Here is a 12,752-nt window from a genome sequence, read left to right on the forward strand (position 1 = left end):
ATAAATTTCATATAAAATCACAATACGAATCAGGAAGAAAATCCAATTATTTGGCACTGTTAAAAAAGTTTAAATAAGAAATATTGATAGTAATACCCTCTTGCATAAGACCTTTAAATGTTAACGAAAAATTAAAATTCACCCATTTTCCTTCTTTTTATTTATGTTGCGTTCTGCATAAATATTTTTTATGAATTACACATTACATCAATTGCAGGTGTTTTCCCGGGTTGTGGACTTAAAGTGCATTACCCGAGCTGCGGAAGAATTACATATGACGCAACCAGCTGTATCTATTCAATTAAAAAATTTCCAGGATCAGTTTGATATTCCACTTACAGAAATCGTGGGCCGAAAATTATTTGTTACGGATTTCGGAATGGAGATTTATCATATGACGCAACGAATCCTGGAGGAAGTAGATGCAATTAATTTTAAAACCCTATCCTATAAAGGATTTATTACGGGTCGCTTAAAAATCTCTTCAGTATCCACCGGATTGTATGTAATGCCTTATTTTTTATCCGGATTTTTAAATGATAATGAAGGGGTTGAATTGGTAATGGATGTAACCAATAAATCGAAAGTCATAGAAAGTCTGCAACAAAATGAAATTGATTTTGCACTCGTGTCGGTGATGCCTTCCGATATTCGGTTAAACTCAGAGCAATTGGTAGAGAATGAATTATTTTTGGTTGGAAATAAAAATCATGATTTAGGGAATAAGTCCTTACACAAACAACAATTTACCAAACTACCTCTTATTTTTCGGGAAGAAGGTTCTGGTACTCGTTTTGTAATGGAGGAATTTTTCAAGAAGAATAAGATTGATGTGCGAAAGAAACTTGAACTAACTACCAACGAAGCCGTGAAGCAAGCTGTTGTTTCCGGATTAGGATATTCGGTAATGCCATTAATCGGAATTCGAAATGAATTAAAAGTGGGGGAGTTAAAAATTATTCCCGTTAGTGGATTTCCGATTGTATCCTCCTGGCGACTGGTTTGGCTGAAAGAAAAAAAGTTATCGCCGGTGGCTGAAGCGTATTTGAAATATTTACGAAAGGAAAAAGACAGGATAAAATCAGAACATTTTTCCTGGATCACCAAAGCCGGGGGAAGCCGCTAATTTTTGTGAGTAAACCTTTCTGGAAAAATCTCAACATTTAGGTGAAAAGTGTAAAGTATTATTTCGCTTTTAAAAATTCTTCCACCAGTTTTAAAGCTTGTGGACCCACACCATGCAATTTGTTTAATCGTGCAATGCCGAATTTTTTCAATTCGTTTTTGTTTTTAATTCCCGCTGCTTGTAGTGCTCTCCAGGCGGGAGCCGAAAGTCCGGGTACAAAACAATTTGTATTTTTGTTTTCTGCTTCGCATTTCGGACAAGTCCTGCAATCGCTTGTTTTAGTATAGGTGTGTCCCTTTTTGCAGGTAATAATCGTTGCAGTGCTTTTGTTTTTTTCCTTTACCGTGGTAATTCGGAACAAAACAATTTTTCGGATGAGCGCTGCAGGGATTTTTTTTCCAAATGGAAATTGTATAGTGCCTTTGGAGGTTTTGTAATCGCTTAGCTCCTCCTTAAAATGTTCGATGGGTTTTGAAGTCGGAAAAAATCCGATATGGTGTTTAAAGGCCGCGAAGTAAACCAGATTCTCACTACTGCGATAAGCGGGCATTCCATACGATAGTTTCCGTTCGGCATCAGGAATTAGTTTCGAAATGAGCTGATCCAGTTCAATCATCATACTGGCTGCAGGTTCCGGATGGCGGTCGATATAATTTCGGATGGGATCCGATTTTTTTATTTCCTTCATGTAAACAATATCCTACTTTTGAGGAATAAAACAAAACGATGGCTTTATCCCGCCCGCATTTCCCTTTGATCGACGCCGTTTGCCGTGCATTGGATGATATTTTTGAACGCCGGTATTATGCCGATCGTGTGATTGAACGTGTATTGAAGGAAAACCCCAAAATGGGCTCGCGCGACAGGGCTTTTGTTGCGGAGACCACCTATAATGTGGTGCGTTGGTGGCGTTATCTTTACGAATTAGCAGGAACAGAAGCTAAAACAGACCGTCCTTCTTTGCTCCGTGTTTTGTCCACTTATTTTTACGTTTTTCATGGCGAGCAATTTACCTGGCAGGAAAATTCGGGGATGGAGTTTAAATCCATCAACCGGAAAAAAGAGGAATTAAAACAAAATCTTGCCATCACACAGAGTGTGCCCGACTGGATGTTTCAAATGGGAGAAGCTGAATTGAAGGAAAATTGGATAAAGGAATTATCGGCTTTAAACAAAGAAGCAGATGTTATTCTACGGGTGAATACGCTTAAGACAGATAAGGAAGCCTTGCGCCACAAACTTGCAGAAGACGGAATTGAAACCATAGATGTAGCCGGTAGCATTGATGCTTTACAACTGAAACAACGGAAAAATATTTTTAGAAACGAATGGTTTCAAAATGGATTTTTCGAAGTGCAGGATAGCGGCTCTCAGCAAATCGGAGAATTCGTTAACCCTCAACCGGGAATGCGTGTAATTGATGCCTGTGCCGGAGCAGGTGGAAAGTCATTGCAGCTCGGGGCGATGATGAAAAACAAGGGACGATTAATTTCAATGGATGTGGAGGAACGCAAATTAATTGAGTTGAGAAAACGATCTTCACGTGCAGGAGTAAATATTATTGAAACAAAATTGATCGATTCCGGAAAAGTAATTAAGCGCTTAGCTGATTCTGCCGATCGTGTATTGCTGGATGTGCCTTGTTCAGGAATGGGGACCCTCAGAAGAAATCCGGATGCGAAGTGGAAATTGAATCCTGAATTTTTCGAAAAGGTAAAAGCACTCCAAAAAGAGATTTTGTTGAACTACTCGCAAATGGTAAAAGTTGGTGGACAACTTATTTATGCCACCTGCAGTATTTTCCCTTCAGAAAATGAATTGCAGGTAGAGGCTTTCCTCAAGGAAAAAGGCAGTTCTTTCCGTTTGCTGGAGCAAAAAAGTCTGAGTCCCGCTAAGTCCGGAACCGACGGCTTTTTTATGGCCCGCCTTGAACGAATTGCCTAAGGTTGAAATCTTTTTTTCTTCCCGATTGTTATAGCCTAATACAAGCCTAAGGTTTACTGTATAATAGAGAGATAATTAGAATCATTCTAAATAAACTTTCTTGTTGACAGTTTACTTTTGGGCAGTTACATTTGTGCAACTAAAAAACCACATTTTTCGATATGAGTAAATCTGTTCTGCTCAAGTCTTCCCTCGCAAAAAAATACTGGATGGGTGCAACGGGATTGTTCCTTTGCCTTTTTCTGGTTGGTCACCTGGCGGGAAATCTTCAATTACTGATATCACCGGCTAACGGTGCACGAGATCAGTTCAATCTCTACGGTCAGTTTATGACCACCAATCCCTTGGTGAAGGTGTTGAGTTATGTCACCTACATTTCTATTTTGTTTCATGCCATTGATGGTTTATTGCTGGCTATGCAAAACAGAAAATCGCGGCCGGTACGTTACCAAAAAGTGGATGCGAATGCCAACAGCTCCTGGGCTTCGCGTAACATGGCTTTTTTAGGTACGGTTATGCTGGTGTTTATTGTGCTCCACATGCTGGCCTTTTGGAAAAGAATGCACTGGGGACCTATCGACACTTATACCGGTCCGCACGGCGAGCAGTTGAAAGATCTTTACTCTATCACCATTCAGGCATTTAAAGATCCGGAAATGGGAATGGCGGTTTGTATGGTTTACCTCGTGGCCATGATGGCGATTATGTTCCACTTGTTGCACGGTTTTCAAAGTGCTTTCCAATCACTCGGTCTTCGTCACGCTAAATACACACCGGTGATTAAAATGGTGGGATTAGGTTTTGCCGTTTTCATTCCGGCATTGTTCGCCTTCATCCCTTTTTACGTACGTTTTATTTTATAATCCAGAGCTGAACTATGAGCAAGCTTGATTCAAAAATACCACATGGTCCGATGGACAAAAAATGGACGGATTACAAAAATCACGTTCTTCTTGTTAACCCTGCCAATAAACGTTCTATTGATGTTATTGTAGTAGGAACCGGTTTGGCCGGATCTTCTGCTGCAGCTTCATTGGCAGAAATGGGCTACAATGTAAAAGCATTTTGTTTCCAGGATTCTCCGCGTCGTGCACACTCCATTGCTGCACAAGGTGGAATTAATGCTGCAAAAAATTATCAGAACGATGGCGATTCTGTTTATCGTTTATTCTACGATACAATTAAAGGTGGCGACTACCGCGCGCGTGAAGCAAACGTTCATCGTTTAGCGGAAGTTTCTGCGAATATTATTGACCAATGTGTTGCACAAGGTGTTCCTTTTGCACGTGAGTACGGTGGACTTCTCGACAACCGCTCATTTGGTGGTACACAGGTTCAGCGTACATTTTATGCAGCCGGACAAACTGGTCAGCAATTATTACTCGGTGCATACTCCGCTTTATCGCGTCAGATTGCGCTGGGTAAAGTGAAAATGTACAACCGTCACGAAATGCTCGATGTAGTATTAGTGGGTGGTAAGGCGCGCGGAATTATTGCCCGTAATCTTGTTACCGGAGAAATTGAACGCCATTCTGCGCATGCGGTATTGTTATGTTCCGGAGGATATGGAAATGTATTTTTCCTTTCTACCAATGCTATGGGTAGCAATGTTACTGCTGCATGGAAAGCGCATAAACGTGGAGCTCATTTTGGTAATCCATGTTTTACTCAGATTCACCCAACCTGTATTCCGGTTTCCGGCGATCATCAGTCGAAATTAACCCTGATGTCGGAATCGCTCCGTAATGATGGTCGTATTTGGGTTCCGAAGAAAAAAGAAGATGCTGTTGCAATTCAACAAGGAAAGAAAAGAGGAAATGATATTGCGGAAGAAGACCGCGATTATTACCTCGAAAGAAGATATCCTGCATTCGGAAATTTAGTTCCCCGCGATGTGGCATCACGTGCTGCTAAAGAACGTTGCGATGCTGGTTTCGGAGTTAATCCTACCGGTCAGGCAGTATTCCTCGATTATGCTTCGGCTATTGAACGCTACGGAAAAGTTGAAGCTACAAAACGCCATATGCCCAATGCCAGCAAAGAAGAAATTCGCGCTATGGGTAAAGAAGTGGTAAAAGAAAAGTACGGTAACCTGTTCGATATGTACAAACAAATCACCGGTGATGATCCGTACGAAACCCCAATGAAAATTTATCCTGCCGTTCACTATACCATGGGCGGATTATGGGTGGATTATGAATTGATGACTTCTATCCCCGGTTGTTATGCACTGGGTGAAGCCAACTTCTCCGATCACGGTGCAAATCGCCTCGGTGCTTCTGCTTTAATGCAGGGATTGGCCGACGGATATTTTGTAATTCCATACACCATCGGAAATTATTTATCGCACGATATCAGAACCGGAAAAATTCCAACCGATTCACCTGAATTTGATGCAGCAGAAAAAGAAGTGAAAGAGCGTTTGAATTTCTTTATCAATAATAAGGGAAGCAAATCTGTTGATCATTTCCACAAGCGTCTCGGAAAAATTATGTGGGATAAATGCGGAATGGCACGTAACGAAAAAGGATTGAGAGAAGCCATTCAGGAGATCCGTCAGTTGCGCGAGGAGTTCTGGAAAGATGTTCGTGTTCCTGGAGAATTAAATGCCTTTAATCCAGAACTGGAAAAAGCAGGTCGCGTTGCCGACTTCCTTGAACTGGGCGAATTGATGTGTATGGACGCACTTAACCGTGAGGAATCCTGCGGTGGTCACTTCCGTGAAGAATCGCAAACCGAAGATGGTGAGGCCAAACGTAATGATGATCGTTTTGCATATGTAGCTGCATGGGAATTTAAGGGCGACGTTAAAGATGCCATGTTGCACAAAGAAGAACTCACGTTCGAGGAAATCAAAATGGTTGCTCGTTCCTATAAATAATCCGATTAAGAATCTTTAGTTTTTAGATATGAAACTTCATTTAAAAATCTGGCGCCAGAAAAACCGTGATGCACAAGGTAAACTGGTTGATTATACCATAGATCACGTTTCTCCGGATATGTCCTTCCTCGAAATGTTGGATGTGCTGAATGAGGAACTGATCAATAAAGGGGATGACCCAATTGCATTCGATCACGATTGCCGCGAAGGTATTTGCGGAATGTGCTCCTTGTTTATCAACGGAAGAGCCCATGGTCCAAATTACGGAGTAACCACTTGTCAGCTTCACATGCGTTCGTTTAAGGACGGTGACACGATTTATATCGAGCCCTGGAGAGCGAAGGCTTTCCCGGTGATTAAAGACCTTGCGGTGGACCGTAGTGCTTTTGACCGCATTATCCAGGCCGGTGGTTATGTAAGCGTAAACACAGGAGGAGCGCAGGATGCGAACTGTATTCCTGTTCCTAAAGTAGATGCAGATAAAGCATTTGCCGCAGCAACGTGTATTGGTTGCGGAGCATGTGTGGCTACTTGTAAAAACGCATCAGCGATGTTGTTTGTTTCTGCTAAAGTATCGCAGTTGGCTTTATTGCCACAAGGTAAGGTAGAGGCTAAAGACCGCGTTCTAAACATGGTTGCTCAAATGGATGCCGAAGGATTCGGGAACTGTTCCAATACAGGTGCATGTGAAGTAGAATGTCCGAAAGGAATTTCATTGGAAAACATCGCACGCATGAACCGTGAGTACCTCATGGCTTCCTGCTCCAGCGAGAAATAAATAAATGACTATATTTTTTCAAAAGCCCGGTTTATTAAATCGGGCTTTTTTTTGGTCAAAAAAAAAGGTCGGCAATTAGCCGACCTTTTTTGCAAGAAGCAAAAAACGATTATTCGCCTTTGAGTTCTTTTTCACACTCTTTCATTACTTCTTCGATTTCGCCTTGAGCAGCTTTGTCATCTTTGTACTTAGTCTCCATCTCTTCGCCCATTTTCATACAGCTTTCGAGTTTAGACATGTCTTTCATAGCTTCTTTCATGCAATCACAGAATTTCTGACCGTCAGCTTTAGCACCGCCGCCGCCGCAAGAAGTAAGAGCAAGAGCAGAGATAACTGCTACTGAGAAAAATACCTTTTTCATGGTTTGTGGATTAAGTTTGTTAAAGGGTTTATGCTTTGAAATTAGAAAAAAATCGTGAATTCCAATAAAATGTGAAAAAAAAGGAGCGAAAAGGGGCGATTTTTGTTGTTTGAAGGACCTAAACAAGCAGGTTTCAAAATCGGCGAGGCGCTCAAAAAGGCTTATTTCAGCGGTTTTCCGGTTGCTCATAAACAGCGCAACGGATAATTTCTTCGGCGTAGGTTTTGGCGTCCTTCGGATCTTTTAAATATTCTTTGTGTTCGGCTGCTAATTCTGCACATTCATTTAACTTATTCTGATCTGAGCCTGCTTCCAGAAAACATTTGCAATAAGCGCGGGCCATTTCTTTGGGATTGGAAGAAGAACAGGAAAAGAGAAAAAATAAAAATAAGGGACTTAATTTTTTAATCGCATTCATCGGTCTTTTCATAAATGATGTTCATTTTTTCTTTATCGGTACCATAAGCGCTCTGCGCTTCAGATTCCAGCATGACGATTTCGTCGACAAGTTTTTTCTTTTCTTCTTCGGTTTTGGCCGACTGAATTTTATGATTGAGTTCGCACCATTGTTCGGCGTATTTTTCCGGACTGGTGGAGCATGCGCTCAGCAACAGACTAACGACAATTGAGAAATGCAGCGTCGAATTCTTTTTCTTCATCGGTGCCCTTGTATTTTTTTGTGTACTTATTAAGCAGATTCATGCATTCGTTCATTTTTGTAGTGGCAGCTTCACCTTTCAGGTGATAAACTTCATCATAACATTCGCAAACTTCACGCGCATCACGTTCTGGTCCGCAGGAACCCAGTAGACTTAACAATAACAGACTAAACAGAAAAATTCTCATACCCTAAATATAAACAAAGAAGCAAATGAAAGCAGCAAAAAAAACGAATATTAGCGAAATACGATTTTGGATGTTCAGAAAGGTTATTTTTGTTCATTATGCCTAGCTATCCACGATCTATTTCTTCTAAATTACCATTGGTTGGTACAACCATTTTTACGGTAATGAGCAAACTGGCGGCAGAAAACAACGCCATTAATCTATCACAAGGTTTTCCGGATTTTCCTTGTTCCGCTGAATTAATTTCATTGGTGACAAAACACATGCAGGAAGGCAAAAATCAATATGCGCCCATGCAGGGACTCCTCTCCTTGCGCGAAACCATTGCTGCAAAAATGGAAAAGGCCTATGGAGTTGCTTATCACCCGGAGGGTGAAATAACTATTACCGCCGGAGGAACACAGGCGATTTATTCGGCCATTGCTGCTTTTGTTCGGGAAGGTGATGAAGTGATTGTTTTTAATCCTGCCTACGATTGCTATGAACCCGCCATTGAGTTGAATGGTGGAGTTACGGTTTTTTCTACACTGGTGGCACCGGAGTATAAAATTAACTGGACCGAAGTTCGAAAGCTGATCAATCATAAAACACGAATGATCATCATTAACACGCCGCATAATCCAACCGGAACTTTATTGAGTAAATCGGATCTTGAAGAGCTGGAAAAAATTACCAAAGGATCGGATATTATAGTGATTTCGGATGAGGTGTATGAGCATCTCGTGTTTGATGGCCTATGTCACGAAAGTGTTTGCAGGTATCCCGGACTGGCAGAGCGTTCTATTCTGGTTTACTCCTTCGGAAAAACGTTTCACGTTACGGGATGGAAAACCGGATATGTGTGTGGTCCCGCAAATTTAATGACGGAGTTCAGAAAGGCGCACCAGTTTATTGTTTTTGCGGTAAACACGCCAATGCAATATGCGCTGGATGAATTTTTAAAACAGGAAGAAAACTATTTATCTCTCGGGAATTTCTATCAGGAAAAACGCGATTATTTTTTAAATGGAATAAAAGGATCGCGTTTTCAGTTGAAGCCTTCGCAGGGGACCTATTTTCAATTGTTGAATTATTCGAAAATCAGCAATGAGAAGGACACTGAATTTGCCATTCGTCTAACTAAAGAAAACAAGATTGCCAGCATACCGGTTTCTGTTTTTTATAATAATGAAAACGACGAAAAAGTTTTACGTTTTTGTTTTGCCAAGAAAAAAGAAACGCTCGACAAAGCCATTGAAATAATTAATGCGATTTAATATGGATTTAAAAGTATCGATTGTACAAACCACCATGGAGTGGGAAAATATTCGCGAAAACATTTTGCATTTCGATCAACGCATAAATAAGATTGCAGAAAGTGATGTTATTGTTTTGCCGGAGATGTTTACTACAGGATTTTCTATGCAGACTGATCTTTTGGCTGAGGAGATGAATGGATCGGCAGTGCAGTGGATGCTGAATAAAGCCAAAGAAAAAAACGCTGCCATAACAGGTAGTGTAATGATTAAAGAAAATGATCGTTTTTTTAACCGGTTAATCTGGGCACAACCCGACGGAAAAATTTTCCATTACGATAAACGCCATTTGTTTCGAATGGGGAATGAGCACCAACACTATTCCGCCGGTAATGGAAGAATAGTCATTGAATGGCGCGGATGGAAAATTTGTCCACTGATCTGCTACGATCTCCGCTTTCCGGTTTGGGCAAGAAATACAGATCCTTTTTACGACGTTTTACTTTATGTAGCCAACTGGCCTGATGTTCGTCGTCACCCCTGGAAAACCCTCATCACGGCACGTGCCATCGAAAATCAATGTTATGTGGTTGCCGTAAATCGCATTGGGAAAGATGGTCGCGATATAGAGCATGCCGGAGATTCTTGTGTTTGCGATCCAAAAGGACATTGGATTTCGGAAACGCAGCCTTATAAAGAAAGCATTGAAACAATTGTGTTGAGTAAAATGGAACTGGAGGATTTCCGTGAAAAATTTCCCGTGTTATTGGATGGAGATCAATTTCACATCGATTAAAACCAGGGAACAATTTCTATAGCGAAAAGTTGTTCTGTAGTTTTTAGTGCAACGGCAATGGAAAAACCTGCGAAGAGGAGTCCCCATACAATGGCAGGTATATAAGTAATAGAACGGAGATTCGCCGCATCACCGGAGTGACCAGGTTCGTCGGCACTAAGCCATAAAATGACCAATGAAGAATAGACGGCTTCAATGCTGTTGACGATGGCGCTAAAGCTTAAAAAATACCAGGTAACATGTGGATTGTTATAGTACCAGCATCCGCCAAGTAAAGCGCCAAAACTTAAAATCCAGAACCATCCGAATTTGTTTCTTACCCAAAACAAAAGATTAAGGAGTAACCATCCGGCTAATCCGTAAAAAACCCAATCTGTTTTTCCGAGGTGTTGGTAGTACAACATGGCCCATCCTGCTAAAATTCCAAATGGATATCCGGCTAAATTAATCAGCATATCACGCAGCCATCCCGATTGCACATATTTGCAGGTTCCAGAAGTATCGGCATGCAAATCTACGGTGCTGAATTTTCCGGTGAGCAGCAAAGCCATCACGGCGTGACCACTCTCGTGAAACATGGTGTTGAGTCCGCGGAAATACGGACCGATTTTATCGATTCTCAATAAGAGAAAAGCCAATACAATCATGCCGATGTATTGATAGGAAGCTGGCGCGAAATCGAGCATAATTAAAATTACGCCGATTCTGCTTCACCCGGTGAAATGCCGCGATGAAATATTAAGAGCGGGAGGTTAATTAAAATTCCCGTTTAAAGTTGTGTTGCGCCTTCTTTTATCACTTCTACAAGTGAAGGATCCAGCAAGGTGCTGGTATCGCCTAAATTTGACGTGTCACCTTCTGCAATTTTTCGAAGAATGCGACGCATGATTTTACCGCTTCGTGTTTTAGGTAATCCGGGTACAAATTGAATTTTGTCGGGTTTAGCAATAGGACCAATAATCCGCGATACGGTTTGCGTAATATCCTGCTTAGCCAATTGCGCATCACCGTGTGAACCATCGTAAATAACATAAGCATAAATGCCTTGTCCTTTTACATCATGCGGATAACCTACTACGGCGCTTTCAATTACACCGGAATGCATATTAATAGCATTTTCCACTTCAGCGGTTCCAATGCGGTGACCACTTACGTTTAATACATCGTCCACCCTTCCGGTGATGCGATAATTTCCATTGGCATCGCGCAAGCATCCGTCGCCTGTAAAGTATTTGTTTTCGTAAGTAGAAAAGTAGGTTTGTCTGCAACGTTCATGATCGCCATAAGTGCTGCGGATAATTCCGGGCCATGGTGCTTTCATGCATAAATTTCCGCTTACGTTATTCCCCGTTATTTCATTACCGTTTTCATCGACCAGACAAGGTTGAACACCGGGTAAGGGTAAGGTTGCAAATGATGGAATACCGGGAGTAACATTAGCAATATTTGAAATTAAAACACCTCCGGTTTCCGTTTGCCACCAGGTATCTACAATGGGACATTTTTCTTTTCCGATGTTTTTATTGTACCAGTGCCAGGCTTCTTCGTTGATGGGTTCGCCTACGGTTCCCAATACTTTTAATGAAGAAAGATTTTTATTTTTTAATGGATCTAATCCAAATCCCATCAGACTCCGGATAGCGGTTGGGGCGGTGTATAAAATATCGACCTTGTATTTATCTACAATATCCCAAAATCTGCCTGCATCCGGCCAGGTTGGAATTCCTTCGAACATGAGGGATGTGCCTCCTGCAGAGAGTGGACCATAAACGATATAACTGTGTCCCGTAATCCATCCGATATCGGCCGTGCAAAAATGGATTTGTCCGGCCTGGTATTGAAATACATTTACAAAAGTATAGTTGGTCCACACCATATACCCCGCCGTAGTATGCACCACTCCTTTGGGTTTACCTGTAGATCCTGATGTATAGAGAATAAATAAAATATCTTCCGCATCCATTTCTACGGCTTCGCAAAATGGATTTCCTTGTGTTTCCACTTTTTTAATTTCATCTTCCCACCAAAGATCTCTGCCTTTGATCATGCTTACCGCAATTCGGGTTCTGGTACTTACAATCACTTTTTTCACTATGTGATTACCCACCAGCGCATCATCAATTACACTTTTTAAGGGAATATCTTTTGCACCACGGTAAGCGCCATCGGATGTGATAATATATTCCGCTTTTGCATCATCTAAACGATCAGCAATGGCTTGTGCAGAAAACCCGCCGAATATCACCGAGTGAATGGCACCAATGCGGGCACAGGCTAAAACAGCAATGGTTAATTCGGGAATCATCCCCATATAAATACAAACGCGATCTCCTTTTTTTACGCCGTTGTTCAAAAGGACATTGGCAAATTGCATCACTTTAAAATGCAATTCACGATAAGTGAGCACACGGTGATGTTCTTCCGGATCGTTCGGCTCCCAAATAATAGCCGGCTGATCTCCGCGTTCGGCGAGGTGCCGGTCCAGACAGTTTTCTGTGATGTTTAATTTTCCTCCACTGAACCATTTTACGTCCGGACCACTAAAATCCCAATGTAAAACCTTGTTCCATTTTTTTTTCCAAACGAAATTTTCAGCAATTTCTCCCCAGAAAAGTTCCGGATTTTCTACACTGCGCTTATACTGCAGATCATATTCTTCGCGCGATTTTATTTGATAGGGATATGACATAGCCTTTGTGTTTAGTCACAATATAAAAAATATTATACAAGTGCATTTCCGGAATAGCTAGCAAAAAAAATGACAGGCAATGCCTGTCATTTTAAA

At 41.4% G+C, this 12,752-nt stretch carries 14 protein-coding genes; 7 read left to right on the forward strand and 7 right to left on the reverse strand.

The features are described from left to right. Positions 1 to 190: 190 nt before the first annotated feature. Positions 191 to 1,126 (forward strand): LysR family transcriptional regulator, encoded by a 936-nt coding sequence (locus K1X56_08425; protein ID MBX7094731.1) that lies wholly within the window; start codon positions 191 to 193, stop codon positions 1,124 to 1,126. A gap of 58 nt (positions 1,127 to 1,184) precedes the next feature. Here K1X56_08425 and K1X56_08430 read toward each other — a convergent pair whose 3' ends face one another. After that, on the reverse strand, positions 1,185 to 1,814 hold the full coding sequence (locus K1X56_08430; GenBank protein ID MBX7094732.1) for a DUF1801 domain-containing protein: 630 nt from the start codon (positions 1,812 to 1,814) through the stop codon (positions 1,185 to 1,187). A 38-nt stretch (positions 1,815 to 1,852) separates the two neighbouring features. Between K1X56_08430 and K1X56_08435 the strand changes: the two genes are divergently transcribed. The 4 genes from K1X56_08435 to K1X56_08450 all read left to right on the forward strand — a co-directional run bounded on the left by K1X56_08435 (position 1,853) and on the right by K1X56_08450 (position 6,729). Next, positions 1,853 to 3,070 (forward strand): class I SAM-dependent methyltransferase, encoded by a 1,218-nt coding sequence (locus K1X56_08435; GenBank protein ID MBX7094733.1) that lies wholly within the window; start codon positions 1,853 to 1,855, stop codon positions 3,068 to 3,070. A 161-nt stretch (positions 3,071 to 3,231) separates the two neighbouring features. Continuing rightward, a complete protein-coding gene (locus K1X56_08440) occupies positions 3,232 to 3,933 on the forward strand; it encodes a succinate dehydrogenase cytochrome b subunit (GenBank protein ID MBX7094734.1) in 702 nt (233 codons plus the stop codon). A gap of 14 nt (positions 3,934 to 3,947) precedes the next feature. After that, positions 3,948 to 5,951 carry a fumarate reductase/succinate dehydrogenase flavoprotein subunit gene (locus K1X56_08445; GenBank protein MBX7094735.1) on the forward strand — a complete coding sequence of 668 codons (2,004 nt, stop codon included), beginning with the start codon at positions 3,948 to 3,950 and terminating at the stop codon, positions 5,949 to 5,951. A gap of 28 nt (positions 5,952 to 5,979) precedes the next feature. Beyond that, on the forward strand, positions 5,980 to 6,729 hold the full coding sequence (locus tag K1X56_08450; protein MBX7094736.1) for a succinate dehydrogenase/fumarate reductase iron-sulfur subunit: 750 nt from the start codon (positions 5,980 to 5,982) through the stop codon (positions 6,727 to 6,729). 109 nt (positions 6,730 to 6,838) lie between these two features. On the opposite strand, the gene K1X56_08455 is transcribed toward K1X56_08450, so the two are convergent. From K1X56_08455 to K1X56_08470, 4 genes are read right to left on the reverse strand one after another with little or no spacing between them, the layout of a single operon-like run. Beyond that, positions 6,839 to 7,279, reverse strand: coding sequence for a hypothetical protein (locus K1X56_08455; protein ID MBX7094737.1), 441 nt, complete (start codon positions 7,277 to 7,279; stop codon positions 6,839 to 6,841). After that, positions 7,257 to 7,520: a hypothetical protein gene (locus tag K1X56_08460; GenBank protein MBX7094738.1), complete on the reverse strand. Its 264-nt coding sequence runs from the start codon at positions 7,518 to 7,520 to the stop codon at positions 7,257 to 7,259. Before K1X56_08460 ends, K1X56_08455 begins: the two co-directional genes overlap by 23 nt. Further along, positions 7,495 to 7,749, reverse strand: a complete 255-nt coding sequence (locus tag K1X56_08465) for a hypothetical protein (GenBank protein MBX7094739.1) — start codon at positions 7,747 to 7,749, stop codon at positions 7,495 to 7,497. The genes K1X56_08460 and K1X56_08465 overlap by 26 nt, the downstream gene beginning before the upstream one ends. Continuing rightward, positions 7,706 to 7,936, reverse strand: a complete 231-nt coding sequence (locus tag K1X56_08470) for a hypothetical protein (GenBank protein ID MBX7094740.1) — start codon at positions 7,934 to 7,936, stop codon at positions 7,706 to 7,708. Before K1X56_08470 ends, K1X56_08465 begins: the two co-directional genes overlap by 44 nt. 98 nt (positions 7,937 to 8,034) lie before the next feature. Here K1X56_08470 and K1X56_08475 point away from each other — a divergent pair, with 98 nt between their 5' ends. Next, positions 8,035 to 9,192 carry a methionine aminotransferase gene (locus K1X56_08475; protein MBX7094741.1) on the forward strand — a complete coding sequence of 386 codons (1,158 nt, stop codon included), beginning with the start codon at positions 8,035 to 8,037 and terminating at the stop codon, positions 9,190 to 9,192. Position 9,193: 1 nt separating this feature from the next. Next, complete coding sequence (locus K1X56_08480) at positions 9,194 to 9,967, forward strand: amidohydrolase (protein MBX7094742.1); 774 nt, start codon at positions 9,194 to 9,196, stop codon at positions 9,965 to 9,967. Here K1X56_08480 and K1X56_08485 read toward each other — a convergent pair. Then, positions 9,964 to 10,653, reverse strand: a complete 690-nt coding sequence (locus K1X56_08485; protein ID MBX7094743.1) for a M50 family metallopeptidase — start codon at positions 10,651 to 10,653, stop codon at positions 9,964 to 9,966. The two genes, K1X56_08480 and K1X56_08485, sit on opposite strands and share 4 nt — an antisense overlap. 83 nt (positions 10,654 to 10,736) lie before the next feature. After that, positions 10,737 to 12,656, reverse strand: coding sequence for an acetate--CoA ligase (acs, locus tag K1X56_08490; GenBank protein ID MBX7094744.1), 1,920 nt, complete (start codon positions 12,654 to 12,656; stop codon positions 10,737 to 10,739). Positions 12,657 to 12,752: the final 96 nt, after the last annotated feature.

This window comes from Flavobacteriales bacterium (assembly GCA_019694795.1).
GTDB lineage: Bacteria > Bacteroidota > Bacteroidia > Flavobacteriales_D > UBA2798 > UBA2798.